Raw genomic sequence first — 25,813 nt, forward strand, 5'->3', positions numbered from 1 at the left:
CTTGCCTGAAGAGGACTCCATGTTCGGCATCACACATTTCGGGTTTTTCGTCGTCGCAGTCTTTTTGCTCAACGTCACGCCGGGACCCGATACCGCTTACATTGTCGGCCGTAGCGTCGCACAGGGACGCGGCGCGGGGCTAATGTCGGCTCTGGGCATCTCGGCCGGATGCTGCGTTCACTCGCTCGCGTGCGCGTTCGGGTTGACCGCGCTGCTGGCAGCATCGGCGACGGCTTTTACCGTCATCAAGTTCGTCGGCGCGATGTATCTGGTTTATCTCGGCGTGCGTCTCATCCTGACGAAGCCGGAGTCGGGCCAGGCCGCCGGCGAAGCGCGCGCTTGCGCCGGCGCGCCCAGGTCACTGCGACAGCTTTTTCTGCAAGGCTTCTGGACCAACGTGTTGAATCCCAAAGTCGTGCTGTTCTTCGTGTCGTTCTTTCCGCAGTTCGTATCGGCCGGCAGCGGCAATAAGACGGTCGCGTTCCTGACGCTCGGCGTCGTGTTCGTCGTGATGAGCATGGCGTGGAACAGCTTCGTCGCATGGATCGCGGGCAGCGTCACGCGCCGGTTTTCCGGCAACCCGGGCGTCAAGAAGTGGGTCGACCGCACGGTAGGCAGTGCGTTCGTCGGGCTCGGCGTCAGGCTCGCCACGGCAACGCGGTGATTGAATTTTTCCCGTTCGTCCATATCTAACAGTTCGCTTACAATCATTCGCCGCGGATACGCGGCACCAATCGGGACCGCGTGGCGGGCAAGGAGTCTTGGATATGTTCAACTGGGTGAAAACCGCGATGCTGATGGCCGCGATTACGGCCCTCTTTATCGTAATCGGCGGCATGATTGGCGGCCGGAGCGGCATGATGTTCGCGCTGCTCATCGCGCTCGGGATGAATTTTTTCTCCTACTGGTTCTCGGACAAGATGGTTCTGCGCATGTACAACGCGCAGGAGGTCGACGAAACGAGTGCGCCGCAGTTCTATCGGATGATTCGCGACCTGGCCACGCGTGCCAATTTGCCTATGCCCCGCGTGTACCTGATCGACGAAGACCAGCCGAATGCGTTTGCGACGGGACGGAACCCCGAACACGCGGCAGTCGCGGCGACGACAGGCATTCTGCGCGTGCTGTCCGAGCGCGAAATGCGCGGTGTGATGGCGCACGAGCTCTCGCACGTGAAGCACCGCGACATCCTGATCTCGACGATCTCGGCCACGATGGCGGGCGCGATCTCGGCGCTCGCGAACTTCGCGATGTTCTTCGGCGGTCGCGACGAGAATGGCCGTCCCGCAAATCCGATCGCGGGCATCGCGGTCGCGCTGCTGGCGCCGATTGCGGGCGCGCTGATCCAGATGGCGATCTCGCGCGCACGTGAATTCGAAGCGGACCGCGGCGGCGCGCAGATCTCGGGCGATCCGCAGGCGCTCGCGTCGGCGCTGGACAAGATTCACCGCTACGCGAACGGCATTCCGTTCCCGACGGCCGAGGCGCATCCGGCCACCGCGCAGATGATGATCATGAATCCACTCGCGGGCGGCGGCATCGCGAACCTGTTCTCGACGCACCCGTCCACCGAGGAGCGCATCGCCCGTCTGATGGAAATGGCGCGTACGGGGCGCTTCGAATAGGCGCGATCAACGGTAGCTGGAGCTTCGGCTGCAATTTGAAAAGGGGCGAGCATGACTCGCCCCTTTTTGTCGTACAACGCGATCTTTGCCGTTTTCAGCGCGCGGAGCAATTCTCGAAAATGCGTGGGTTATCCGCACGGGGTGGCCGGGCCGTGCTGCGCGGCACGCTACAATGTGGCGTTTGCGCGACACTTGGTGCGCACCGTTCTCTGCCCGTTCATGACCCGAAAGCCTTCTCAGCGTCCTGCCGCATCACCGCGTTCGCGGGACACTCATCTGTCGATGCTGCATCTCGCACCGGAATCGCTCGGTTTCGCGCTCGACTGCGCCGCGCAGGCCGTCGGCGCGGTGCGTCAGGGCGCTGCGTTGCCCGCAGCCTTGCATTCAATCTTCGTGTCGTTGCCGGAGGGTGTCGCGACGGCGTCGCGCGGGGCCGTGCAGGACATCGCATACCGTACGATGCGCCGGCTAGGCACGGCAGAATGGCTCGTCGCGAAGCTGGTGCGCAAGGCGCCGCCGCCGCACGTCGCGCATGTGCTCGCGTGTGCGCTTGCGTTGCTGGTCGACGAAGCGAGCAACGCGGCGTACACGCCCTTCACGGTGGTCGATCAGGCCGTGAACGCAATCGGCGCGCGGCGCGAGTCGTCCTTCGCGAAAGGCCTGACGAACGCGGTGCTGCGCAATTTCCTGCGCGAACGCGAGACCTTGCTCGGCGACGCGCAGAAGGATGCCGTCGCTCACTGGAATTATCCCGTCTGGTGGATCGACGCCGTTCGCAACGCATGGCCCGACGCATGGCAAGACATCCTCACGGCAGGCAACAATCAAGGTCCGCTAACGCTGCGGGTGAACGCGCGGCGCGCGACCGTCGATGCTTATCTGCAAACGTTGCGTGAGCATCAGATTTCTGCGACGCAAGCGGGCGACCAAGCCGTGCGACTCGAAACACCGATGCCCGTCGATCGCATTCCCGGTTTCAACGAAGGCGTCGCCTCGGTTCAGGACGCGGGCGCGCAACTCGCCGCGCAATGGCTGGGTGTGCGCGACGGCATGCGGGTGCTGGACGCGTGTGCCGCGCCCGGTGGCAAGACGGGTCATCTTCTTGAACTCGCGGATATCGATCTGATCGCGCTAGAAAGCGACGCGACGCGCGCGCGCCGGATCGGCGAAAACCTGCAGCGCCTTGGATTGAGCGCGCACGTGCGCGTCGGCGATGCGGGCAGTCCCGAGCAATGGCACGATGCCGCCGATGCGCCGTTCGACCGCATCCTCGCCGATGTGCCGTGTTCGGCTTCGGGCATCGTGCGCCGTCATCCGGACATTCGCTGGCTGCGCCGCGCCTCGGATATTCCCGTGCTCGTCGAGGAACAGCGCCGCATCCTCGAAGCGCTCTGGACGCTCGTCAAACCGGGCGGCGAGTTGCTGTACGTTACGTGCTCGATCTTTCCGGAAGAAGGCGAGTTGCAGGCCCAGTGGTTTGGAAACCGGCACGCGGATGCGGTACGATTGGACGCGCCGGGGCAACTGCTCCCTGCAGTCGCCCGCGCGCCCGCCGACGTATCGGCTGGTTCCCGCGCCGGACAAAGCACTGGTTCGAGTTTAGACCACGACGGATTCTTCTACGCGCGCTTTCAGAAACGGTGATCATCAAACGCTTTCTTCCGCTACGGCTCGCGGCGGCGCTCTGGATTGCGCTGGCCTTCTGGCTGACGGCAGCCGGGCCGGCGCGAGCCGAATCGATCGCCGTGCAACGCGCGTCCCTGCAATCCGACGGCAGCGGCTGGAGCCTCGACGCGCGTTTCGAGTTCGAGCTGAACAGCAACCTCGAAGACGCCGTCAACAAAGGCATACCGCTTTACTTCACAACGGACTTCGAGCTGAGCCGGCCGCGCTGGTATTGGTTCGATGAACAGCCGGTGAGCGTATCGCAAAGCATTCGACTCTCGTTTCAGCCGCTCACGCGCGAATACCGTGTGTCGACGGGCGGTCTGCAGCTTGGCTTCGCTTCATTGAACGAGGCGCTCGCCGTGATCAAGCACGTCACGTCGTGGCATGTGATCGATCGCAATCAGGTCCATGTGGGAGAAACGTACAACGCGTCGGTGCGCATGCAGCTCGATATCGCATTGATGCCCAAGCCCTTCCAGATCGATGCGGTCAACAACCGCGACTGGAATCTTGCTTCCGACTGGAAGCGTTTTACCTTTACGGTGACCGAACGTGCTAAATAAAGTGCGCCGGGCCACCAGCGCCGGCAGTCTCGTCGTCAGGCTGCTCGTATCGACGGTGGCCGTCACAGCTGTCCTGCTGCTCGTGCTGCTCGCGGCCGCGAGCGCGAACACCGAGTTCTTCGATCGCTACTACGGCTGGCTCTATGCCGCCAACGTCGCGGTCGCGCTGATCTTCATGCTGATAGTCGCGGTGCTGGTGGTGATTATCGTCACGCGATTGCGCAAGGGCAAGTTCGGGACGCGGCTGCTCGCGAAGCTCGCGTTCTTCTTCGCGCTCGTCGGCGTGGTGCCGGGCGGCATCATCTACATCGTGTCGTATCAGTTCGTGTCGCGCAGTATTGAATCCTGGTTCGATGTGAATGTCGAAACGGCGCTCACGTCGGGCCTGAATCTCGGACGCGGGATGCTCGACGCGTCGCTGTCGGATCTGCAAACCAAGGGCCGTCTGATGGCCGAACAGCTCGCGAGCGCCGATTCCGCGGGCACGACGCTCACGCTCTTGCGTCTGCGCGACCAGTTCGGTGTGCAGGACGCGACGATCGTCGAGCCGTCGCGCAGTATTTCGGGCGCTACACCCGACATGCACGTCGTCGCGCAGGCGACCAGTAATTACGCGTCGCTCGTGCCGGGCGACTTGCCCACGTCGATCATGATCGAGCAGGCGCGCGGACGCGGCTTCGCCTCGATCGAAGGCGAAGTGGATGGCGATCCGAAAGCACGCGGCGCGAAGGGTGCTTTGCGGCTGCGCATCGTGCAGCGCATTCCCGACGCCAACGCGTCGCAGCTACAACCGACCGAGCGCTTCCTGCAGCTCACGCAGCCCGTGTCGCAATCGCTGGCGCGCAACGCGGATGCAGTGCAGCGCGCGTATCGCGAGTATCAGGAGAAAGCGATCGGACGCACGGGCTTGCGCAAGATGTACATCGGCACGCTGACGCTCGCGCTGTTCCTCGCCACCTTCATCGCCATGATGCTCGCGCTCGCGCTCGGCAATCAACTTGCGCGGCCGCTGTTCCTGCTCGCTCAGGGCACCAAGGAAGTGACGGAGGGCGATTACACGCCGAAGCGTGAGATCAAGTCGCGCGACGAACTCGGCTTCCTCACGCAGTCGTTCAACGCAATGACGCGCCAGTTGTCGGAAGCGCGCCTCGCTGTCGAGGCGAACCGCATCGCGCTCGAACATTCGAAGTCGTATCTCGAAAGCATTCTGGCGAATCTGACAGCAGGCGTGTTCGTGTTCGACCGGCAGTTCCGTCTCACCACCGCGAATCGCGGTGCCGAACGCATCTTCCGTCAGCCGTTCGTGTCGCTGCTCGGTTCTCCGCTGGATCGCATCGGCGTGTTGAGCGAATTTGGCCCGATGGTGCGCAAGGCTTTTGCGGACCTCGAAGCAGCAGGCGGCAACGATCAGGGCGACACCGGGCACTGGCAGCAGCAGATGGCGCTCCAGGTGCCGGGCGAAGCCGATCCGCTGACGCTGCTCGCGCGCGGCGCGCGGCTCGTGTCCGCGGCAGGCAACGATAGCGACGACGAAGAGACGTCTGGCTATGTCGTCGTGTTCGACGATATCTCCGACGTCATTTCTGCTCAGCGTTCCATTGCATGGGGCGAAGTCGCGCGGCGTCTCGCGCACGAGATCAAGAATCCGCTCACGCCGATCCAGCTTTCCGCCGAGCGTCTGCAGATGAAGCTCGCCGACAAGCTCATGCCGTCGGATGCCGAAGTGTTGAAACGCGGTGCCACTACAATCGTGAATCAGGTCGCCGCGATGAAGCAGATGGTCGACGACTTTCGCGACTATGCACGCACGCCGCCGGCCGTGCTCGCGAATCTGCAGCTGAACGAACTCGTCAGCGAAGTGCTGACGCTGTATGGGATCGAAGAAGGCAAGAGCGCGATTGTCGTCGAAATGGCGGACTTGCCCGTTATACGAGGTGACGCGACGCAATTGCGTCAGGTGATCCATAACCTGCTGCAGAACGCACAGGATGCCGTGGCCGATGTCCAGCACCCGCGTGTGTTGCTCGAGACGAGGACAGTAGAATATGGCGATCCCGACGCAGACGGCAAAGTGAGCGTCGCGGTGCGATTGACCGTGTCGGACAACGGTCCGGGCTTCCCCGCGCGCATCCTCACTCGCGCGTTCGAACCTTACGTGACGACCAAGGCCAAAGGTACAGGTCTCGGACTCGCCATGGTCAAGAAGATCGTCGATGAACACGGCGCGCGAATCGACATTCGCAATCGTCTAAAAGCGGGCGATGTGATCGAAGGTGCGCAGATTTCTATACTCTTTCTTCAACTCGCAGACGACAAGGCTGCGGCGCCCGGAAGCGGGCCGCAGGCGGCGCATGACAGCAGCGGCACGTCGCAGGGAAAGACAAAAGCAACAGTGCAGACAAGGGCAGCTTAAATGGCAACCATCCTGGTGGTAGATGATGAAATGGGCATCCGGGAATTGCTCTCGGAGATCCTGAGCGACGAAGGGCATGTCGTGGAGGTCGCGGAGAACGCGCAGGAGGCGCGCGATTACCGGCAACGCCTGGCACCCGATCTGGTGTTGCTCGACATCTGGATGCCCGATACCGATGGCGTCACCTTGCTCAAAGAGTGGGCGGCACAAGGCACGTTGACGATGCCCGTTATCATGATGTCGGGCCACGCGACCATCGATACGGCTGTTGAAGCAACGAAGATCGGTGCGCTCAACTTCCTCGAAAAGCCGATCGCGCTTCAGAAGCTGCTGAAGGCCGTCGAGCAGGGGCTCGCACGCGGCAGCGCGGCACCCGCGGCGGGCGGCATGGCAGCCAAGCCCCCGATGGCGGCGAACGCGTCCGCAGTCGCGTCGGCGGCGGCGCTGCCGATGATGTCCGCGGATAGTCTGGGCGGCGGCATGCTGTCCGCGCAGACAGCGTCGATTTCGTTCGACATCCCGCTGCGCGATGCGCGCGACGCATTCGAGCGCGCCTACTTCGAATATCACCTCGCGCGCGAGAACGGCAGCATGACGCGCGTCGCGGAGAAGACGGGGCTCGAACGGACTCACCTGTATCGCAAGCTCAAGCAGCTCGGCGTCGATCTCGGCAAGAACAAGGGCGAGTGACGCCGGGTGAATGAACGTCATTGAAGTTTTTTTCGCGAAGGGCTTGAGGAACGCAAAACTGCTTGCTATACTCTCGCTTCTTCGTTGGCCCGGTAGCTCAGTTGGTAGAGCAGCGGATTGAAAATCCGCGTGTCGGTGGTTCGATTCCGCCCCAGGCCACCAGGATTCAGCCCCAGGAAATCGCAAGATTCCTGGGGCTTTTCCTATGTGCGGACAATATGCCGGCTCGCTGCGTGGCAAGGGCGGTGCGGCGGCCGCGAGCGGGGCTAGGCTCTGCATGATAAAATCGCGCTGTATCAAGGACTTGCCATATGTTCTTCGCAAGTCCTTTTTCGTTTCAGGTCCGAGGTATTGCTTAGCGTGGAACTCTCTGGCGGACGATCAGCGGTATAAGCCAAGCCAGCTTGGCGCGCGAGAGGCGCCGCCTATACTGCTTGAGCCAGCGTCGGCGCCATGCCCATGCCGCAACGTTCGGCATGGCCTGGAAGCCGCGGCGACGGGCGGCTGGCGCACGCAATCAACCTACACGGAGTTTCACGGTGACCCGCAAAGACGCGAAGAGTAGCGCCCTGGTGCTGTTTTCCGGCGGCCAGGATTCGGCCACATGTCTCGCTTGGGCGCTGGATCGATATGAGACGGTCGAAACCCTGGGTTTCGACTACGGCCAGCGGCATCGCGTCGAACTCGAGTGCCGCGAAGGCTTTCGCAGCGCAGTGGCGCGCACCTTCCCGGAGTGGGGCGAGCGGCTCGGCGACGATCACATGATCGATCTCTCCGTGCTCGGCTCGATCAGCGAAACCGCAATGACGCGCGAAATCGAGATTCACGCGGCGTCGAACGGTCTGCCGAACACGTTCGTGCCCGGCCGCAATCTGATGTTCATGACGATTGCGGCGGCGATTGCGTATCGGCGCGGGCTGCGGGTGCTGGTCGGCGGCATGTGCGAGACGGATTTTTCCGGCTACCCGGATTGCCGCGACGACACGATGAAGGCGCTGCAAGTCGCGCTGAATCTCGGCATGGACAGCCGCTTTGTGCTGGAAACGCCGCTGATGTGGATCGACAAGGCCGACACCTGGCGCCTCGCGCATGAGTTGGGCGGCGACGAACTGGTCGAGTTGATTCGCGTCGAGACGCACACGTGCTATCTCGGCGAGCGCGCGGAACTGCATGCGTGGGGCTTTGGTTGCGGCGAGTGTCCTGCATGCCGCTTGCGCAAGCGTGGTTATGAGGCGTATCTGAGCGGCGAGCAGGTCACGGAGCCGGCCTGAAGCTTCACCACGCAAGGCGAAGAGCACACACATCAACAGCGCTTCACGGAGCATCGGGCAGAAAGCAGCATGACGTACGCGGTCAAGGAAATCTTCTATACGTTGCAGGGCGAGGGCGCTAACGCCGGACGTCCGGCCGTTTTCTGCCGGTTCGCCGGATGCAACCTGTGGTCCGGCCGCGAGGAAGATCGCGCTGACGCGGTGTGCAAGTTCTGCGACACCGACTTCGTCGGCACGGACGGCGAAAACGGCGGCAAATTCCGCACGCCAGAAGAACTGGCGGCGAAGATCGCATCGTTGTGGCCGGAAGGCGAGGATCAGCGTTTCGTCGTGTGCACGGGCGGGGAGCCGATGCTGCAGATCGATCAGCCGCTGGTCGACGCGTTGCACGCTCAAGGTTTTGAAATTGCTATCGAAACGAATGGCTCGCTTCCCGTGCTCGATACGATCGACTGGATTTGCGTGAGCCCGAAGGCCGGCGCGCCGCTCGTGCAGACCAAGGGCAACGAACTGAAAGTGGTCGTCCCGCAGGACAACCAGCGCCTTGCCGACTATGCGAAGCTCGAGTTCGACTATTTCCTCGTCCAGCCGATGGACGGGCCGTCGCGGGACATCAACACGAAGCTCGCGATCGACTGGTGCAAGCGCCATCCGCAATGGCGCCTGTCGATGCAGACTCACAAGTACCTGAACATTCCCTGATTTGCCGTGCTGACGATTACCCGAAAACTCGAATTCGACGCGGGCCACCGCATTCCCGATCACCGCAGCCAGTGCCGGAATCTGCACGGTCACCGCTACGTGCTCGAAATCACGCTGCAAGGCGATCTGGTCGAAACGGAAGGCGCGCCGGATCGCGGCATGGTGATGGATTTCGCCGACGTGAAAGCGCTCGCGAACGAACATCTCGTTGACAAGTGGGACCACGCGTTTCTCGTCTACGAAGGCGATACGCAAGTGCGCGGCTTTCTCGAAACGATGGCCGGCCACAAGACGGTCGTGCTCGATCGCATTCCAACTGTCGAAAATCTCGCCGCTGTCGCGTTCGACATTCTCGCGAACGTCTACGACGCGCACTATGGCGTGAACCTGAGGCTGCATAAGCTGCGTCTGTACGAGACGCCGAATTGCTGGGCCGACGTCGTGCGCGACTAAACGGGTTATTGTCACGGTATGATCGTTTCGATAACCACACGGAGCGAGACATGCCGGTCACCGCGCTACGCAGCGGGCTCGACGCCCGCCACGACTTTCAAGCCGTTCACTACATCGGCCTTGCGGGCCGCGCCTTCTTCTTCCCCAGCCTGCTCGCGGCTGCGCCTCGCATTGGTGGAGGCGCGCGATGAGCACGTTCACGAATCCACTCAAACTGCGTCTCAAAGATCCCGACCCGTTGTTCGGGCTGTGGCTTTCGCTCGGCAGCGATAACGCAGCCGAGGCGCTCGCGCATGCGGGCTTCGACTGGCTTCTGATCGACATGGAGCACGCGCCGAACGACAGCGTCGACGTCACGGGTCAATTGCGCGCGATCGCTGCAGCGCATTTGCCTACCGAGCCCGTCGTGCGTCTGCCTGCTGTCGAGCCGTGGCTCGTCAAGCGTGTGCTCGATGCGGGCGCGCGCACACTGATGTTTCCGAACATCGAAACCGCCGACGAAGCCGCGTATGCCGTTCGTCTGACGCAATACGCGACATCCGACGCGCCGGAGGGCTTACGTGGCGTCGCTAGCGTCGTGCGCGCAGCCGCTTACGGCATGCGGCGCGATTATCTGCAGAACGCCAACGCGCAGATCGCGACGATCATCCAGATCGAATCGCAACAGGCACTCGAAAATCTGGAGCAGATCGCGACGACGCCGGGTGTCGATTGCCTTTTCGTCGGACCGGCGGATCTGGCGGCGAGCCTCGGCCATCTCGGCGATTCCCGGCACCCCGAAGTCCAGGAAGCGATGAAGCACATTCAGGACGTTGCGCATCGCGCACGCGTCGCAACGGGCATCTTCGCGATCGATGTCGCGAGCGCCCGGCAATACCGGTCGGAGGGCTTCCGCTTCATCGCGCTGGCCGCCGATGTGATGTGGCTGTTGCGCACCACGCGACAGGCACTGCAGGAGGTTCGCTCATGAAGCAGTTGTCGTTGTACGCGATGCGCATGGTAACGCGCGCTATCGTGCTGACCGCATTGACGGCCGGCGCGGTGACGAATGCGCAGAGCAAGACGCCGCCCGCGCCGGATTCGGAAACGCAGACGGCCGTCGCTGACTACAATGCGGGCAACTATACGTCCGCGCTCGCCGAGTTTCGCAAGGCCGCGCAACGCGGCAACCGACTGGCAGAGTTCAACTACGCGATGATGCTGCTCAACGGCGAAGGCGGTCCGGCGAATGTCGAAGAAGGCAAGAAGTGGCTGCGCAAGGCCGCCGACGCGAACATGTCGCACGCGCAGTACGTCTACGGCAAGATGTACGACGATGGCGAGTTCGTTGCGCGCGATCCCGTCGAGGCGCATCAATGGTTTCTGAAGGCTGCGCAGCAAGGCCACATCCAGGCTGAACTAGCGCTTGCGAACCAGTTTCTCGACGGACGCGGCACCGCTCGCGACAACCAGCAGGCATTCGTCTGGTACAAGAAAGCGGCCGAGGGCGGCGACATGACGGCTCAGTACGTGACGGGCTCGTTCTACGAACGCGGCGGTGATGGCGTGGCGCAGAATCTGAACGTCGCACGTGCCTATTACGCGGCGGCTGCCGCGCAGGGCGATCCCGCCGCACGGCTCAAGTATCAGCAGCTCAGTACGCAGCTGCGCGAATCGCACGAAGCAAAGCCGCAATGAAAAACGGCGCCTGAACTTTCAGGCGCCATTTTGTTTTGCTTCTCGCTGCAACGCAGGATCAACTCTGCATCAGACGCTTCTGTCGCGCGACGCTCATGATAAGGCCGATCGCGAAACCAAGCGTCGTCAGCGCGGTGCCGCCGTAACTCATGAACGGCAACGGCACGCCCACCACGGGAAGGATCCCGCTCACCATGCCGATGTTCACGAACGCATACGTGAAGAACGCCATCGTCAGCGAGCCGGCGAGTAATCGACCGAAAAGCGTCGCGCCGTTTGCCGCTATGTAGAGACCGCGCGCAATCAGCGCCATGTATAGCGTCAGCAGCACGAGCCCGCCTACCAGTCCAAATTCTTCGGAGAAGACCGCGAAGATGAAGTCGGTGTGCTTTTCGGGAATGAACTCGAGGTGCGCCTGCGTGCCCTTCAACCAGCCCTTGCCGAGCGGGCCGCCCGAACCGATCGCGATCACGGCCTGAATGGTGTGAAAGCCTTTACCCAGCGGGTCGGACGTTGGATCGAGCAGCGTGCAGATACGATGCTTCTGATAATCGTGCATCAGCGGCCACTGCACTTCGGGCTGACAGATCTTGTCCTGGAACGTCGCAATCGCGCCGACGGCAATCACGCCTGCCACCAGCACGGGGACGATCAGCCTGAAGCTCAATCCCGCGAAATAGATGACGAAGAAGCCCGCTGCGAATACGAGCACGGCGGTGCCGAGGTCGGGCTGTTTCGCAATCAACCCCACGGGTACGGCGAGAATCAGCAGACCGACGATGTAGTCCCACCAGCGGATGTTGCCTTCGCGGCGCTGGTAGTACCACGCGAGCATCAGCGGCGTCGCGATCTTCAGAATTTCCGATGGCTGGATCACCACACCGACGTTGATCCAGCGCTTGGCGCCTTTGCGCGTAAGACCGAATAGCGCCACGGCGATCAGTAACGCGACCCCGAATGTATAGAGAGGGACGGCGAAGCGCATCAATGTGGTGGGCGGGATGTTGGCCAGCACCCACATCAGCGCGAACGTCAGAATGATGTTGCGCAACTGGTCTTCGACGCGTCCGGGCACGTCCAGACTCGCGCTATAAAGCGTGACGATGCCGACGCACAGCAACAGAAACACGATCAGTGCGAGCGGGCGGTCGAATCCCGCGAACATTTTCTTGAAGCGTTCGAGCCAGGCGCGCTTGTCGATTTGCATGCCTTTCTCCTTACTCGTCGATGCCGCCGGAAACGGGGCCGCGCGGCGCGGCTTGCGTTTCCTCGTTGCGCGACGGCGCGGCTGCGACCGGCCGCGATTCGCTGGCCGGTCGGGGTTTGCGTGGGGACTTGCGGGCGTCGGACGCCTTGACGGGCGCTGCGGCTGTCGCGTCCGATGCGGCGGGCGACAGTGCTGCCGTGCCTGACGCAGCGCGCGGGGCCTTCGCCGACTTCGCGGTCGAAGCAAACCGCGGCGTGCTCGCCGATGCCGCGGCAGGCGCGGAAGCGGGCCCGGCTCCGGAGGCTGCACCCGCAGCCGCAGCGCCGGACGCGTCGGACGCCGCTGCCACGCGCGGCGCGGATGCGCCCGCTGGTAACGGCAGTGGCGTGAAGCCCGCCGCAACCGAAATGGGCTGAACCTCACCGCTGGGCGCCGTCGGCGCGCTGCCGATGACGGGTGCCGACGTTTCCTCCGTCGCCGATGCAGCCGCCGTGACGGCGGCCGCTTCGACACCCGGCTTCGCTTTGTCGACGAGGTAGTAGTCGAGCACGCGACGCGCGATGGGACCGGCCGCCTGAGCACCCCAGCCACCGTTTTCGACAATCAGCGCGATCGCGATCTTCGGATTGTCCGCCGGCGCGAACGCGATGAAGAGCGCGTGGTCGCGCAGATGTTCAGCCAGCGCATGACCGTGGTACTTCGCGCCTTGCAGCGAGAACACCTGCGCCGTGCCCGTCTTGCCCGCCGACAGATACGCGGCGTTACGGAACACCTGGTATGCCGTGCCTGACGGGTTCATCGTCACGTTTTCCATGCCGCGCTTCACGACGTCGATGTCGGACTGCTTTACGTCGACGCGGCCGTCGTCCTTCGGCACCGTGGCGCGCAGTGCGCGCGTGATGGGATTCTCGATTTCCTTCACGAGGTGCGGCTTCATCAGCACGCCGTTGTTGGCAAGCGTGGCCGTCGCGTGTGCGAGCTGCAGAATGGTGTACGAGTTATAGCCCTGACCGATGCCGAGGCTGATCGTCTCGCCTTCGTACCACTTCTGCTGCTCGGGCTTGCGATACGCCTTGCGTTTCCAATCGGTGGACGGCAGGATGCCGCGCGCTTCGCCGGCGATATCGATACCCGTGATCTGACCGAAACCCCACGGCTTCATGAAGTTCGCGATCGCGTTCACGCCGAGATCGTGCGCGAGCATGTAGAAGTACGTGTCGTTCGACACCATGATCGCGCGGTTCATGTCGATCCAGCCCTGACCCTGCGGCACGTCGTTGCGGAACGTGTGACCGCCGAACGTGTACGAGCCCGGATCCTGGAAGCCCCATTGCGGCGTGCGCTTGTGCAGCGTCAGCGCGGCGAGGGCCATGAACGGCTTGTACGTCGAGCCGGGCGGATACGTGCCGTGCAGCGGACGGTTGAGCAGTGGGTGATCGGGCGAGTTGTTCAGTTCGTCCCACGTCTGCTGGTCGATGCCGTCGACGAACGAATTCGGATCGAAGCTTGGCGCGGAGACGAATGCGAGCACATCACCCGTCGACGGTTCGATGGCGACGAGCGCGCCGCGACGGCCCGCGAATGCCTGCTCGGCGACCTGCTGCAAACCGATATCGATCGACAGAACGAGGTTGTTGCCCGGCGTGGCCTGTGTGCGTGACAGCGTGCGCACGGGCCGCCCGCCCGCCGTCACTTCGACTTCCTCGAAACCCGTCAGCCCGTGCAATTCCGTCTCGTAGCTCTGCTCGACGCCGATCTTGCCGATGTAGTCCGTGCCCTTATAGTTGTTCGCGTCGAGGCGCGGATCGTAGTGATCGGGATCGCTGTCGTTCTGGTCGCTGGCGTCGTCGATACGGTCCTGGTCGCGCTGCGAAATCCGGCCGATATAGCCGATCACGTGCGCGGCCGTCGGCCCAAGCGGGTATTGGCGGAACAGGCGCGCGCGCACTTCGACGCCCGGAAAGCGGAAACGCTGTGCGGTGAAGCGTGCGACTTCGTCGTCGGTGAGACGCGTGCGGATCGGCAGGCTTTCGAAGTTCTTCGAGTCTTCTTGCAGCTTGCGGAAGCGGCGGCGATCGCGCGCGTCGATGCTAATGACGGTTGCGAGATTGTCGATCACGTTGTCGAGCGTGTCGTTCAGCTTCGACGGCGTGATTTCGAGCGTATACGCCGAATAGTTCTTGGCGAGCACGACGCCGTTGCGATCGGTGATGATGCCGCGGTTCGGCACGATCGGCGCGACCGAGATGCGGTTCTCGTTCGCTTGCAGCGAATACTTGCTGTAGTGCCAGACTTGCAGGAACAGGAAGCGGAATGCGATCAGCCCGAAGCAGACGAACACGAACAGCCCCGCCGCCGCGACGCGCAGGCGGAATTTCGTGAGCTGCTGCTGGGTGTCCTTGAATTCGGTCATGCGGTTGGGCAGAAACTGCCGGTTATGCGGTTTGATTCATTTCTACGGCGATGCGCCGTCGCGCCGTCGAACGCAGCCGCGAAACGATGGCGCGTTCGTGAGCGGGAAAACGGCGCGGCCGTCAGATGGGCCGCGTATCGTCCGGGTCAGCCGGACGGCGCTGCGGCATCAGAAGCAGAATGCTCGCAATGGGCCACAACGCAGCTTCGACGAAACCGTCGATCAGATAACCCCAGCCGGGAAACGACGCGCCCGTCAGAAGGCGGATCACGAAGGGCACGAGTTGCGCGACGACGAGCAAAGGCATCACGGCGAACACCTGTACGCCGATCGACATCCACAGCACACGGCGGTGAATCGTGATCGCGCCGTACGACAGCAGCGTGTACGCGAGCGCATGTTCGCCAAGCAGGCTGGCGTTGTGCACGTCCATCAACAGGCCGAGCGTGAACGCGATGCCCATTCCGACCTTGCGCGGCTGATGCACGTTCCAGAACAGCAGCACGAGCGCGACGAAATCGGGCACGCCGATCAGACGGCCCCACGGCATCATGTTCAGCAGGAATGCGGCGGCCAGGCTGAACGCGATGAAGTATGGATTGACTGGCTGCAGGATGTACTGCGGGCGATTCATTGCTTGGCCCCCTGAGTGGCCCCTTGGCTACCTTGCGGCTTCGCGCCCTTTTCAGCGGCCGGCTTTCTTTCGGTCGATGCCTTGCCGGTCAGCTTGACCGACGACGCGGGCTTTGGCGCGGCAGCCGCGGCTGCAGGCGCCGATGCCGCGGTTGGCGACGATGCGGGCTTTGCGTCCTTGCCCTTGTCGGGAGTCTTCGCGTTCTTCTTTTTCGCTTCTTTCGCGGCCGTGGCCGGATCGGGTTCGTCGGCGGGACGAGGCGGCACGTTGTGCTCGTAGTGTAGGACAAGCAGGTCGCGAGCGCCGCGCACGGGAGCGATCGGCTGGCAAACGACGCGCGCGAACGCGGTGTCCGCCTGCTTGTCGACCCGCATCACCTTCGCGACAGGCAGCCCCGGAGGATAGACACCGTCGAGACCGCTCGTCACGAGTTCGTCGCCCGCAAGCACGTCCGCGCTGATCGGCACGAAACGCAGATCGAGCGCGTCGCCCTTCGGCGTACCGTAGATCACGCTGCGCAGTCCGGTACGGACGATCTGTACGGGCACGGCCTGATCCTTGTCGGTCAGCAGCGTCACTTCGGACTGCAGCGGAAACACGCGCGTGACCTGGCCGATCACGCCGTCTTCGTTGACGACGGGCGAGCCGTCCTTGATACCCTGCTGCGAGCCACGGCCGATCACGACCTTTTGCGTGAACGGATCGCGCGTATCGTACTGGATCTCGGCTGGGATCGATTGCGTCGTCATCCGTTGCGAGAGCTGCAGCAAGTTGCGCAGATGCGTGTTCTCCGCGCCGAGCTGGGCGGCTTCGTTGGCCTGTTGCGACAATTGCAGATTGCGTGCTCGCAGCTTGTCGTTCTCACCGCGCAGCGTGGCGCTGGTGACGGCAAGATCGGCTGCGCCCATGAAGATGTCGCGCGGCACGAGCGCTGCGCGCTGCAACGGATACAAGCCCGCGCCGAGCACGCCGCGAACAATTTCGAGCGTCCGGAAGCGGGCGTCCGAAATGAGCAGGGCGAGCGCCACCACCACGAAGAAAATCAGTCGTGCGAGTGCCGAAGGGCCTTGCTTGAATAGGGGCGGCGGACTGTATTCCATGGTCGCCGGGAGCGTGAGCGAGTGGGTGAAACTGCGGCGCGCTAGTCGCGCGCCCAACGCACAAAGGCTGGCAAAGCCAGCCTGTCAGTGCGCATTGCAGACATGGAGACTGGCAACCTTACTCGTACGAGAAGATGCTGCCGAGCTTGTCCATGCGTTCGAGCGCCATGCCCGAGCCGCGTACGACGCACGTCAGCGGATCTTCGGCGACCAGCACGGGCAGCCCCGTTTCTTCCGCCAGCAGACGGTCGAGGTCGCGCAACAATGCGCCGCCGCCCGTCAGCATCATGCCGCGCTCGGCGATGTCGGCGCCCAGTTCCGGCGGCGTCTGTTCCAGCGCGATTTTCACCGACGACACGATCTGGTTCAGCGGATCGGTCAGTGCTTCAAGGATTTCATTGCTCGAAATGGTGAAGCTGCGCGGAATGCCTTCCGACAGGTTGCGGCCCTTCACTTCCATTTCCTTGACCTCGGAGCCGGGGAATGCGGAGCCGATTTCCTTCTTGATCGCTTCGGCCGTTTGTTCGCCGATCAGCATGCCGTAGTTGCGGCGGATGTAGTTGACGATCGCTTCGTCGAACTTGTCGCCGCCGACGCGTACCGAGCCCTTGTACACGATGCCGCCCAGCGAGATCACGCCGACTTCCGTCGTGCCGCCGCCGATGTCGACGACCATCGAGCCCGTTGCCTCCGACACCGGCAGGCCGGCGCCGATCGCCGCTGCCATCGGCTCTTCGATCAGGTAGACCTGTGATGCGCCCGCGCCGTGTGCCGCTTCCTTGATGGCGCGGCGTTCGACCTGCGTCGAACCGCACGGCACGCAGATGATGATGCGCGGCGACGGCGAGAACATGCGCGATTCGTGCGCGGTCTTGATGAACTGCTTGATCATCTGTTCCGTCACGGTGAAGTCGGCGATCACGCCGTCCTTCATCGGGCGGATCGCCTCGATGTTGCCCGGTACCTTGCCGAGCATCTGCTTTGCTTCCTTCCCGACCGCCTGAATGGTCTTTTTGCCATTCGGGCCGCCTTCCTGGCGGATCGAAACGACGGACGGCTCGTCGAGGACGATACCTTTGCCACGCATGTAGATGAGCGTGTTGGCCGTGCCGAGGTCAATGGCCAGATCGTTGGAGAAATAGCTGCGCAAAAAACCGAACATGCAAAATCCTGTCTCGCTGGGGGCCGGGCCTCGCATCGTAAGCGTAGGGCGGCAGCGGAAAAAATTAGCAGCCTCATGTCCGGCCAGTTACAGGGCCGAGGGAAGCATGAAACTGCAGGGGAACGTACCGGAGGCTATAGCAAGGCAGCCGAGCTGTCGTTCAGCGATCTCTGAATTTGACAGAAAGGCCCTGGTAAGTCGGTCCGGGTTTGGGTCGAACGCGTAATGATACCTTATAATTTTGCTTGATTTAAAGGAAACGAATGGCACTTTTTGCCATCCCGGGCCCCAATTTCGAGGGCCGGCTCCAATGACCTAACCTGCTGTCGCGGCATCGTTTTTTCATCGCTGCGGCAGAGAGCACTTTTCCGGTGACTGCATGGCCCTGACTCTGACCGATGTGAAACGCATCGCCCATCTCGCGCGGCTCGAATTGCCCGATGCCGACGCCGAGCACACGCTCATCCAGCTCAACGACTTTTTCGGTCTGGTCGAACAGATGCAGGCGGTTGATACGACCGGCATCTCGCCGCTCGCGCACCCGATCGAGCAGATCGAAGACGTCGCGCTGCGTCTGCGCAACGACGCCGTCACTGAAAACGTGAACCGCGACGACTATCAGCGTTCGGCGCCTGCCGTGCAAGACGGGCTGTATCTGGTGCCGAAGGTTATCGAATAAGCGCCGTGACATGGCGATCAAGCACGGGGTTGTGTGTCACGCGTGCGAATACGCGCGCGACATGGCACGCTCCTTTCGGCCCGGCGAGCCGGCGGGCGGCCGGATGCCCAAACGGCGGCGCACTGCGCCGTCGCGCTTTCCAGGAAAAACGCAATGCATGAGAAAAGCTTGACCGAACTGCGCGCCGCGCTCGACGCGAAGCAGTGCTCCGCAGTCGAACTGGCGCAGACGTATCTGAAGCGGATCGAAGACCGCAAGGCGCTGAACGCGTTCGTTCACGTCGACGCGCAGCAGACGCTCGCGCAGGCGCAAGCCGCCGACGCGCTGATCGCGGCCGGCAACGCCGGTCCGCTGACGGGTTTGCCCATCGCGCATAAAGACGTGTTCGTTACACGCAACTGGCGTTCCACGGCCGGCTCGAAGATGCTCGAAAACTACACGAGCCCGTTCGATGCCACCGTCGTCGACCGTCTCGCGCAGGCGGGCATGGTGTGCGTCGGCAAGACCAACATGGACGAGTTCGCGATGGGCTCGTCGAACGAAAACTCGTATTTCGGCCCGGTGCAGAACCCGTGGGACCGCAAGGCGGTGCCGGGCGGCTCGTCGGGCGGTTCGGCGGCGGCTGTCGCCGCGCGCCTCGCGCCCGCCGCGACGGGCACCGACACGGGCGGATCGATCCGTCAGCCCGCGTCGTTCTCGGGTATCACGGGCATCAAACCGACGTACGGCCGCGTATCGCGCTATGGGATGATCGCGTTCGCATCGTCGCTCGATCAGGGCGGCCCGATGGCGCAGACGGCCGCGGACTGCGCGCTGCTGCTCAACGCCATGGGCGGCTTCGACGAGCGCGATTCGACGAGCCTCACGCACGATCACGAAGACTACACGCGCTATCTCGGCCAGGACTGGTCGGGCGCGGGCAATGCGCGCGACAAGCCGCTCGCGGGTCTGCGGGTCGGCTTGCCGAAGGAATACTTCGGCGCAGGTCTGGCCGACGACGTGCGCGCATCGATCGACGCCGCGCTGAAGCAATACGAAGCGCTTGGCGCAACGCTCGTCGAGGTGTCGCTGCCCAAGACCGAGCTGTCGATTCCCGTGTATTACGTGATCGCGCCGGCGGAAGCATCGTCCAACCTGTCGCGGTTCGACGGCGTGCGCTACGGCCACCGCGCGGCGGAGTATCGCGATCTGCTCGACATGTACAAGAAGTCGCGCGCAGAGGGTTTCGGCCCCGAAGTGAAGCGTCGCATTCTGGTCGGCACGTATGTGCTGTCGCACGGCTACTACGACGCGTACTACCTGCAGGCGCAGAAGATCCGCCGCATCATCGCGCAGGATTTCCAGGAAGCGTTCAGGCATTGCGACGTGATCATGGGCCCGGTGGCGCCGTCGGTCGCGTGGGATATCGGTGCGAAGGGCGACGACCCCGTGCAGATGTACCTCGCGGACATCTACACGCTGTCGGTGAGCCTTGCCGGTTTGCCCGGCATGAGCGTACCTTGCGGCTTCGGCGCAGGCGCGAATGCGCAGCGTCCGGTCGGCTTGCAGATCATCGGCAACTATTTCAACGAAGCACGCATGCTGCAAGTGGCCGACGCGTTCCAGCGCGCCACCGACTGGCATCGCATGGCGCCGGCGGGAGTCTGATATGGCAACACAATGGGAAGTGGTTATCGGTCTCGAGACCCACGCGCAACTGTCGACGGTATCGAAAATCTTCTCGGGCGCGGCCACGCAGTTCGGCGCCGCGCCGAACACGCAGGCCTGCCCCGTCGACCTGGCCCTTCCGGGCGTGCTGCCCGTGATGAACAAAGGCGCGGTGGAGCGCGCAATCCAGTTCGGTCTCGCGATCGATGCGACCATCGCGCCGCGCAGCATCTTCGCGCGCAAGAACTACTTCTACCCTGATCTGCCGAAGGGCTATCAGATCAGCCAGTACGAAATCCCCGTCGTGCAGGGCGGCCAGATCACGATTCAGGTTCCCGCCAATGAAAAGGCCGGAAAAGAAGCGTACGAGAAGACCATCAACCTGACACGTGCTCACCTCGAAGAAGATGCGGGCAAGTCGCTGCACGAAGACTTCGCGGGCATGACGGGCATCGACCTGAATCGCGCGGGCACGCCGCTGCTCGAAATCGTTACCGAACCGGAAATGCGCAGCGCCGCCGAGGCCGTTGCCTACGCGAAGGCGCTACATGGTCTGGTGGTGTGGCTCGGCATTTGCGATGGCAACATGCAGGAAGGCTCGTTCCGCTGTGACGCGAACGTGTCGGTGCGTCCCGTGGGGCAAAAAGAATTCGGCACGCGCGCCGAAATCAAGAACCTGAACTCGTTTCGCTTCCTGGAAGAAGCGATCCAGTACGAGGTGCGGCGTCAGATCGAACTGATCGAAGACGGCGGCACCGTGGTGCAGGAAACGCGTCTGTACGATCCAGACAAGCGCGAAACGCGTTCGATGCGCAGCAAGGAAGACGCCCACGATTACCGCTATTTCCCCGATCCCGATCTGATGCCCCTCGTGATCGACGCATCGTGGGTCGAGCGGGTGAAGGGCGAGCTGCCGGAACTGCCCGCCGCGATGCAGAAGCGCTTCGTCGATCAATATGGCCTCACGCCATACGATGCGGGCGTCGTCACGGCGGGCAAGGCAATGGCCGCGTACTACGAAGCCGTCGTGGCGAAGGTCGGCGCGGCGCAGGCGAAGGTCGCGGCGAACTGGCTGATGGGCGAAGTCTCGTCGCAGTTGAACCGCGAAGGCCTCGACATTGCCGACAGCCCGGTATCGGCTGCGCAACTCGCCCTCGTTCTGCAGCGTATCGCCGACGGCACGATCTCGAACAAGATCGCCAAGGAAATTTTCCTCGCCATCTGGGAGGAGAAGGCCACCGACGAAGCCGCCGCCGACCGCATCATCGAAGCGAAGGGTCTTAAGCAGATCTCCGATACAGGCGCGCTCGAAGCGATCATCGACGAAGTGCTCGCCGCGAACCAGAAGTCGGTCGAGGAATTCCGCGCCGGCAAGGAAAAGGCGTTCAACGCGCTGATCGGACAGGCGATGAAGGCGACCAAGGGCAAGGCGAATCCGCAGCAGGTCAACGAACTGCTGAAGAAGAAGCTCGGCTGAGTGTCGTAGCGGTATGGGTTAGGCGCGCGACATGCTGCGTGCCAGGCTGTGACGGGCTGTTGTCGCATCGAAAGTCGCGCAACGGCCCGTTTGCTTTTTCACCGGGATAACGCGTCGCGGAGGAGGACGGGCAGATGGCAAAGAAGAACGGTCTCGACGAATATCGCGTGCCCTTTTTCGACGAAGACGGCAAGTCGAAGTTTTCTCTTGCTGGCGTCGATCCGTCGGCGAAGCCGTTTTCGACGGGATCGAAGGACAGCGACCGCGAACGCCTCGCCGAAATCGGTGCGGCGCTGGACGCGCAACAGGAACGTCTGCACGCGCAGCGCGTTCAGCGTGTGCTGCTGGTGTTGCAAGGCATGGACACGAGCGGCAAGGACGGCACGATCCGCGCGGTGTTTCATGAAGTCGATCCGCTCGGCTTGCGCATCGTGCCGTTCAAGGCGCCGACGCTCAATGAACTCGCGCACGACTTTCTGTGGCGCGTCCATTCGCAGGCGCCCGCCGCCGGCGAACTGACGATCTTCAACCGCAGCCACTACGAAGACGTACTCGTGCCCTATGTGCTCGGCACCTTGAGCAAGGACGAACGTGACCGGCGCTTCGGGCACATTCGCGAGTTCGAACGGATGCTCGCGGACCACGGCACGACGATCATCAAGTGCATGCTGCACATTTCGAAAGACGAGCAACGCGAACGTCTGCAGGCGCGTATCGACGATCCGACCAAGCACTGGAAGTTCGACGTCTCCGATCTGGACGCGCGCAAGCTATGGGACAAGTATCAGGCCGCATATGAGGATGCGCTCGCTGCGACGTCGACGGAGTACGCGCCGTGGCATGTCGTGCCCGCGAACTCGAAGACGCATCGCAACGTGATGATCGGCGAGCTGCTGCTGCGCTCGTTCGAGTCGCTGAAGCTCGAGTTTCCTCCGGCAAAGGAATCGCTGAAGGGCGTGATCGTCGAATGATCCTCACCTCGTCGAATAGACGAACCACAATGAAGGAAAAACATGTTGCGCGTGATCACGGCCAACCTGAACGGCATCCGTTCGGCGGCCAAGAAGGGCTTTTTCGATTGGTTCGGCGAGCAGAAGGCCGATGTCGTATGCGTGCAGGAAATCAAATGCTCGCAGGACGACATGACGCCAGAGTTCCTCGCGCCGCACGGTTTCACCGGCTATTTCCAGCATGCAGTGAAAAAGGGCTACAGCGGTGCGGGTCTCTATACGCGTCACGAACCGGATGAAGTCGTGATCGGCTTCGGCAGCGAAGAGTTCGATCCCGAGGGGCGCTACGTGGAAGCGCGCTTCGGCAATCTGTCGGTGATTTCGGTGTATGTGCCGTCGGGTTCGAGCGGCGACGAGCGTCAGCAGGCGAAGTACCGTTTCATGGACGAGTTCATGCCGCATCTCGCGGAATTATCGAGGGAGCGTGAAGTCATCGTGTGCGGCGACGTGAACATCGTGCACAAGGAAATCGACATCAAGAACTGGAAAGGCAATCAGAAGAATTCGGGCTGCCTGCCGGAAGAGCGCGCGTGGCTCACGAAGCTGTTCGACGAAGTCGGCTACGTCGACGTGTTCCGCACGCTCGACCAGCGGCCCGAGCAGTACACGTGGTGGAGCAATCGCGGCCAGGCGTACGCGAAGAACGTGGGTTGGCGTATCGATTACCAGATCGCGACGCCGGGCGTCGCGGCCACGGCGAAGCGCGTCGATGTGTTTCGCGATATCAAGTTCAGCGATCACGCGCCCGTGACCGTCGACTATGCTCACAAGCTGGCGAAATAGGCATTCCCAGACGCGCTGCGGGAATCAGTCGCTCACAGCCGTTCGCCGCGGGCGTCCGATGCCCGCGTAGTCGGGCAGCGCATCCACGGTCTTGCCGACCGCCTTCGCGTACAGCGGCAGCATGTCGGCGAGCCGCTTCATGATGTCCGCGCGTCGCTCCGCGTTGTACGGATGCACGTAGATGAAGCCCTGATCGCGGTTGCTGCGCGTGGCGACAGCAAGCTTGTCCCACAGCGTAACGGCAGCACGCGGATCGAAACCGGCACGCGATGCGATCTCGCTGCCTATCACGTCAGCTTCCGTTTCATCGGCGCGTTCGTACTTCATTTCCACCAGCTGCGTGCCGATGCCGAGCGGCGCCGCGCCAAGATCGGCGAGACCGAACAGTTGCGGAATCGACCCTGATCCGAGCTGCGCGGCCTGCTGTTCGCCGAGCCGCTCGCGTGCATGCTCGCGCAACGCATGCGCGATTTCATGGCCGAGCAGCACGCCGAGCTCGTTGTCGCTGAGTTTGACCTTGTCGAGCATGCCGCCGTATACGACGATCTTGCCGCCGGGCAGACAGTATGCGCGGATGTCCGGCGAGCGCAGCACCGCGACGTCCCACTTCCAGCTCTTCGCGCGATCGTTCCATTTCAGCGAATACGGAATGAGCTTGTCGACGATCGACTGCACGCGCTTCACGTGCGGATCCGATGGCGAATAGAGCCGGTTCATGTGCTCGGCGCCGCGCGCGATCTGGTCGAATTCCTCAGCCGATTGCGCTTCGAGCATGGGCGACGGAATCAGATTACGGAACACCGCGTAGCCGCCATAACGCAATTGCTGGTTCGGCTGGAACGGCGTCGGTGAGATAGCCGGTGAGACAGGTGGCGCCGCCGACGGGCGCGCTGTGACGGGCGTCTGAGGCGTCAAGGAGCCCGTGTTCGACTGCGCGGATGCGCCGGAAGTGGCAGTAGGCGCAGATTCCGACTTCGGCGCCGAGGGTGCGGAAGGCGCTGACGGTACAGAAGGCGCCGATGGTGATGCCGGCGCATTCGCTGAGGTCGGCGAACTGACATTCGATGTCGGCTCGGCCGCGTTCGCCTGCCACGGCGATGCGACGCCGAAGCCCACGCACGTAGCAAGCACGGCGACATGCAACGCACGGGCATGCACGCGCATGCGATATGCGGGCAATCGACGGGAAACGGCGCGCCAAGCCCGATCAATGGCGGCGCGCCGCGACGCAAACACCATCACGACTGCTTTCTCCAAGGGGCGATCCGGAACAACAGTAGCATGCCGGGTACAGCAAGCGCCGTGCACACGACGAAGTAGTCGAACCAGCCGATCTTTGTGACGAGAAAGCCGCTTGCCGCGGACGCCAGTGTGCGCGGCACGGCAGCCAGCGACGTGAACAGGGCAAACTGCGTCGCGGTGTAGCGCGGGTCGGTCGTGCTCGCGATATACGCGGTGAATGCGGCCAACGTGAGGCCGGTGGTGAACGTTTCGAAGCCATAGACGATCGCGAGCGCAACGGACATCGGATCCGGCTTCACGGTCCAATCGATACCGAGCAGCGACAGCACATTCGACGTGGCCGTGCTCAGGGCGACGGCAATGTCGTACACGACCGAGAGTCCCGGCGACGCTGGACCGACGCTTGCGAGCCATGCAAAGCCGAGCGTCGACACCATCTGCAGGAAGCCGAAGATCCACAGCCCGCGGGCAATGCCGATCCGCAAGAGCAGCACCCCGCCGATGATGCCGCCCGCGAGACTCGCGGTAAATGCCGTGGCCTTCGCGATCACGCCGATCTGCGTGCGCGTAAAGCCGATGTCGAGAAAGAACGAGGTGGACAGCGTGGTCGCCATCGTATCGCCCAGCTTGTACAGGAAGATGAAGCCGAGCACGAAGAGCGCGCCGCGCCAGCCGTCGCGCACGATAAATTCGTGGAAAGGCTCGATGACCGCTTCGCGCAGATTCTTTGGCGGCGCGCCATGCATTTCCGGTTCTTTGACGACCAGCGTCATGATCATGCCCGGCAGCATGAAGGCGGCCGTCACCATGAACACGGTCGACCAGGGAAGGTGATCGGAGAGGATCAGTGCAAGCGAACCGGGCACGAGCGCCGCGATCTTGTACGCGTTCACATGTACGGCGTTGCCGAGACCCTGTTCAGCGTCGTGTAGGAGTTCGCGGCGGTAAGCGTCGATCACGATGTCCTGGCTCGCTCCGAAGAACGCGACCAGCGCTGTCAACGCTGCGACCGTCCAGATGGCATCGCGTGGTGACACGAGACCTAACGACGCAATCGCCGTTGCGACGAGAATCTGCGTGACGAGCATCCAGCCGCGCCGGCGTCCCGGACGCCAGCCGGGCAGACGCGGCACATAGCGGTCCATCAGCGGTGCCCAGACGAATTTCCATGTATAGGGAAACTGGATCAACGCAAACAGGCCGATTTCCTTCAGATTGACGTCTTCGGAACGCAGCCAGACCTGCACGAGAGAGACGAGTGTGAAAAGCGGCAACCCCGACGTAAAGCCGAGAAAGACGCAAATCAGCATGCGCGCGTTGAGAAACGCGCGCCAGCCGGGATGTTCTTCGTGTGCAGTTAGTGCAGGCGCCTCGTGTGGCGGGTTCGACATGAGATG

At 62.8% G+C, this 25,813-nt stretch carries 24 protein-coding genes and 1 tRNA gene; 18 read left to right on the top strand and 7 right to left on the bottom strand.

Going from position 1 to position 25,813, the window contains the following annotated elements:
• Window positions 1-19 precede the first annotated feature (19 nt).
• The 13 genes from BPHY_RS00180 to BPHY_RS00235 all read left to right on the top strand — a co-directional run bounded on the left by BPHY_RS00180 (window position 20) and on the right by BPHY_RS00235 (window position 11,062).
• Entirely contained in the window at window positions 20-664 is a 645-nt protein-coding gene (locus BPHY_RS00180; RefSeq protein WP_012399463.1) for a LysE family translocator, read from the top strand.
• Window positions 665-767: 103 nt separating this feature from the next.
• Complete coding sequence (gene htpX / locus BPHY_RS00185) at window positions 768-1,625, top strand: zinc metalloprotease HtpX (RefSeq protein ID WP_012399464.1); 858 nt, start codon at window positions 768-770, stop codon at window positions 1,623-1,625.
• 219 nt (window positions 1,626-1,844) lie between these two features.
• On the top strand, window positions 1,845-3,269 hold the full coding sequence (gene rsmB, locus BPHY_RS00190) for a 16S rRNA (cytosine(967)-C(5))-methyltransferase RsmB (RefSeq protein ID WP_041763655.1): 1,425 nt from the start codon (window positions 1,845-1,847) through the stop codon (window positions 3,267-3,269).
• Complete coding sequence (locus BPHY_RS00195; protein ID WP_012399466.1) at window positions 3,266-3,856, top strand: DUF4390 domain-containing protein; 591 nt, start codon at window positions 3,266-3,268, stop codon at window positions 3,854-3,856. Before rsmB ends, BPHY_RS00195 begins: the two co-directional genes overlap by 4 nt.
• Window positions 3,846-6,269, top strand: coding sequence for a sensor histidine kinase (locus tag BPHY_RS00200; RefSeq protein ID WP_041763186.1), 2,424 nt, complete (start codon window positions 3,846-3,848; stop codon window positions 6,267-6,269). Before BPHY_RS00195 ends, BPHY_RS00200 begins: the two co-directional genes overlap by 11 nt.
• The gene (gene esaR, locus BPHY_RS00205) at window positions 6,270-6,959 is read left to right on the top strand and encodes a response regulator transcription factor EsaR (protein WP_012399468.1); all 690 of its coding nucleotides are present in this window, start codon (window positions 6,270-6,272) and stop codon (window positions 6,957-6,959) included.
• Between the two features lie 86 nt (window positions 6,960-7,045).
• Window positions 7,046-7,121, top strand: a tRNA-Phe gene (locus BPHY_RS00210).
• A 377-nt stretch (window positions 7,122-7,498) separates the two neighbouring features.
• The gene (gene queC / locus BPHY_RS00215; protein ID WP_012399469.1) at window positions 7,499-8,230 is read left to right on the top strand and encodes a 7-cyano-7-deazaguanine synthase QueC; all 732 of its coding nucleotides are present in this window, start codon (window positions 7,499-7,501) and stop codon (window positions 8,228-8,230) included.
• Window positions 8,231-8,299: 69 nt separating this feature from the next.
• On the top strand, window positions 8,300-8,932 hold the full coding sequence (gene queE / locus BPHY_RS00220; RefSeq protein ID WP_012399470.1) for a 7-carboxy-7-deazaguanine synthase: 633 nt from the start codon (window positions 8,300-8,302) through the stop codon (window positions 8,930-8,932).
• Between the two features lie 9 nt (window positions 8,933-8,941).
• Entirely contained in the window at window positions 8,942-9,385 is a 444-nt protein-coding gene (gene queD / locus BPHY_RS00225; protein WP_085965088.1) for a 6-carboxytetrahydropterin synthase QueD, read from the top strand.
• Window positions 9,386-9,435: 50 nt separating this feature from the next.
• Window positions 9,436-9,576, top strand: coding sequence for a hypothetical protein (locus tag BPHY_RS41585; protein ID WP_157686498.1), 141 nt, complete (start codon window positions 9,436-9,438; stop codon window positions 9,574-9,576).
• Window positions 9,573-10,355: an HpcH/HpaI aldolase family protein gene (locus BPHY_RS00230; RefSeq protein ID WP_012399472.1), complete on the top strand. Its 783-nt coding sequence runs from the start codon at window positions 9,573-9,575 to the stop codon at window positions 10,353-10,355. Before BPHY_RS41585 ends, BPHY_RS00230 begins: the two co-directional genes overlap by 4 nt.
• Window positions 10,352-11,062, top strand: coding sequence for a tetratricopeptide repeat protein (locus BPHY_RS00235; protein WP_012399473.1), 711 nt, complete (start codon window positions 10,352-10,354; stop codon window positions 11,060-11,062). Before BPHY_RS00230 ends, BPHY_RS00235 begins: the two co-directional genes overlap by 4 nt.
• Before the next feature lie 58 nt (window positions 11,063-11,120).
• Here BPHY_RS00235 and rodA read toward each other — a convergent pair whose 3' ends face one another.
• The 5 genes from rodA to BPHY_RS00260 form a co-directional block, all read right to left on the bottom strand.
• Window positions 11,121-12,269: a rod shape-determining protein RodA gene (rodA, locus tag BPHY_RS00240; RefSeq protein ID WP_012399474.1), complete on the bottom strand. Its 1,149-nt coding sequence runs from the start codon at window positions 12,267-12,269 to the stop codon at window positions 11,121-11,123.
• A 10-nt stretch (window positions 12,270-12,279) separates the two neighbouring features.
• Entirely contained in the window at window positions 12,280-14,682 is a 2,403-nt protein-coding gene (gene mrdA, locus BPHY_RS00245) for a penicillin-binding protein 2 (RefSeq protein ID WP_012399475.1), read from the bottom strand.
• Between the two features lie 121 nt (window positions 14,683-14,803).
• Window positions 14,804-15,316 (bottom strand): rod shape-determining protein MreD, encoded by a 513-nt coding sequence (mreD, locus tag BPHY_RS00250; protein WP_012399476.1) that lies wholly within the window; start codon window positions 15,314-15,316, stop codon window positions 14,804-14,806.
• A complete protein-coding gene (gene mreC, locus BPHY_RS00255) occupies window positions 15,313-16,416 on the bottom strand; it encodes a rod shape-determining protein MreC (RefSeq protein ID WP_012399477.1) in 1,104 nt (367 codons plus the stop codon). The genes mreD and mreC overlap by 4 nt, the downstream gene beginning before the upstream one ends.
• Window positions 16,417-16,534: 118 nt before the next feature.
• On the bottom strand, window positions 16,535-17,578 hold the full coding sequence (locus BPHY_RS00260; protein ID WP_004189550.1) for a rod shape-determining protein: 1,044 nt from the start codon (window positions 17,576-17,578) through the stop codon (window positions 16,535-16,537).
• A 379-nt stretch (window positions 17,579-17,957) separates the two neighbouring features.
• On the opposite strand from BPHY_RS00260, the gene gatC reads away from it, so the two are divergent.
• The 5 genes from gatC (at window position 17,958) to BPHY_RS00285 (ending at window position 23,174) form a co-directional block, all read left to right on the top strand.
• On the top strand, window positions 17,958-18,257 hold the full coding sequence (gene gatC, locus BPHY_RS00265; protein WP_012399478.1) for an Asp-tRNA(Asn)/Glu-tRNA(Gln) amidotransferase subunit GatC: 300 nt from the start codon (window positions 17,958-17,960) through the stop codon (window positions 18,255-18,257).
• Window positions 18,258-18,410: 153 nt separating this feature from the next.
• Window positions 18,411-19,904, top strand: coding sequence for an Asp-tRNA(Asn)/Glu-tRNA(Gln) amidotransferase subunit GatA (gene gatA / locus BPHY_RS00270; RefSeq protein WP_012399479.1), 1,494 nt, complete (start codon window positions 18,411-18,413; stop codon window positions 19,902-19,904).
• Window position 19,905: 1 nt separating this feature from the next.
• Complete coding sequence (gene gatB, locus BPHY_RS00275) at window positions 19,906-21,381, top strand: Asp-tRNA(Asn)/Glu-tRNA(Gln) amidotransferase subunit GatB (RefSeq protein ID WP_012399480.1); 1,476 nt, start codon at window positions 19,906-19,908, stop codon at window positions 21,379-21,381.
• Between the two features lie 134 nt (window positions 21,382-21,515).
• Window positions 21,516-22,352 carry a PPK2 family polyphosphate kinase gene (locus BPHY_RS00280; protein WP_012399481.1) on the top strand — a complete coding sequence of 279 codons (837 nt, stop codon included), beginning with the start codon at window positions 21,516-21,518 and terminating at the stop codon, window positions 22,350-22,352.
• 42 nt (window positions 22,353-22,394) lie between these two features.
• Entirely contained in the window at window positions 22,395-23,174 is a 780-nt protein-coding gene (locus BPHY_RS00285; protein WP_012399482.1) for an exodeoxyribonuclease III, read from the top strand.
• A 24-nt stretch (window positions 23,175-23,198) separates the two neighbouring features.
• Here the strand turns inward: BPHY_RS00285 and BPHY_RS00290 are convergent, their stop codons facing one another.
• Complete coding sequence (locus tag BPHY_RS00290) at window positions 23,199-24,413, bottom strand: M48 family metallopeptidase (protein ID WP_012399483.1); 1,215 nt, start codon at window positions 24,411-24,413, stop codon at window positions 23,199-23,201.
• Window positions 24,413-25,807: an AmpG family muropeptide MFS transporter gene (locus BPHY_RS00295; protein WP_012399484.1), complete on the bottom strand. Its 1,395-nt coding sequence runs from the start codon at window positions 25,805-25,807 to the stop codon at window positions 24,413-24,415. The genes BPHY_RS00290 and BPHY_RS00295 overlap by 1 nt, the downstream gene beginning before the upstream one ends.
• Window positions 25,808-25,813 lie beyond the last annotated feature (6 nt).

It is taken from the genome of Paraburkholderia phymatum STM815 (assembly GCF_000020045.1).
Lineage (GTDB): Bacteria > Pseudomonadota > Gammaproteobacteria > Burkholderiales > Burkholderiaceae > Paraburkholderia > Paraburkholderia phymatum.

Coding starts and splice junctions, on each gene's coding strand:
- BPHY_RS00180 (WP_012399463.1), top strand. CDS start 20: ATGTTCGGCATCACACATTTCGGGTTTTTCGTCGTCGCAGTCTTTTTG.
- htpX (WP_012399464.1), top strand. CDS start 768: ATGTTCAACTGGGTGAAAACCGCGATGCTGATGGCCGCGATTACGGCC.
- rsmB (WP_041763655.1), top strand. CDS start 1,845: ATGACCCGAAAGCCTTCTCAGCGTCCTGCCGCATCACCGCGTTCGCGG.
- esaR (WP_012399468.1), top strand. CDS start 6,270: ATGGCAACCATCCTGGTGGTAGATGATGAAATGGGCATCCGGGAATTG.
- queE (WP_012399470.1), top strand. CDS start 8,300: ATGACGTACGCGGTCAAGGAAATCTTCTATACGTTGCAGGGCGAGGGC.
- BPHY_RS41585 (WP_157686498.1), top strand. CDS start 9,436: ATGCCGGTCACCGCGCTACGCAGCGGGCTCGACGCCCGCCACGACTTT.
- BPHY_RS00230 (WP_012399472.1), top strand. CDS start 9,573: ATGAGCACGTTCACGAATCCACTCAAACTGCGTCTCAAAGATCCCGAC.
- BPHY_RS00235 (WP_012399473.1), top strand. CDS start 10,352: ATGAAGCAGTTGTCGTTGTACGCGATGCGCATGGTAACGCGCGCTATC.
- rodA (WP_012399474.1), bottom strand. CDS start 12,269: ATGCAAATCGACAAGCGCGCCTGGCTCGAACGCTTCAAGAAAATGTTC.
- mrdA (WP_012399475.1), bottom strand. CDS start 14,682: ATGACCGAATTCAAGGACACCCAGCAGCAGCTCACGAAATTCCGCCTG.
- mreD (WP_012399476.1), bottom strand. CDS start 15,316: ATGAATCGCCCGCAGTACATCCTGCAGCCAGTCAATCCATACTTCATC.
- mreC (WP_012399477.1), bottom strand. CDS start 16,416: ATGGAATACAGTCCGCCGCCCCTATTCAAGCAAGGCCCTTCGGCACTC.
- BPHY_RS00260 (WP_004189550.1), bottom strand. CDS start 17,578: ATGTTCGGTTTTTTGCGCAGCTATTTCTCCAACGATCTGGCCATTGAC.
- gatC (WP_012399478.1), top strand. CDS start 17,958: ATGGCCCTGACTCTGACCGATGTGAAACGCATCGCCCATCTCGCGCGG.
- gatA (WP_012399479.1), top strand. CDS start 18,411: ATGCATGAGAAAAGCTTGACCGAACTGCGCGCCGCGCTCGACGCGAAG.
- gatB (WP_012399480.1), top strand. CDS start 19,906: ATGGCAACACAATGGGAAGTGGTTATCGGTCTCGAGACCCACGCGCAA.
- BPHY_RS00280 (WP_012399481.1), top strand. CDS start 21,516: ATGGCAAAGAAGAACGGTCTCGACGAATATCGCGTGCCCTTTTTCGAC.
- BPHY_RS00285 (WP_012399482.1), top strand. CDS start 22,395: ATGTTGCGCGTGATCACGGCCAACCTGAACGGCATCCGTTCGGCGGCC.
- BPHY_RS00290 (WP_012399483.1), bottom strand. CDS start 24,413: ATGGTGTTTGCGTCGCGGCGCGCCGCCATTGATCGGGCTTGGCGCGCC.
- BPHY_RS00295 (WP_012399484.1), bottom strand. CDS start 25,807: ATGTCGAACCCGCCACACGAGGCGCCTGCACTAACTGCACACGAAGAA.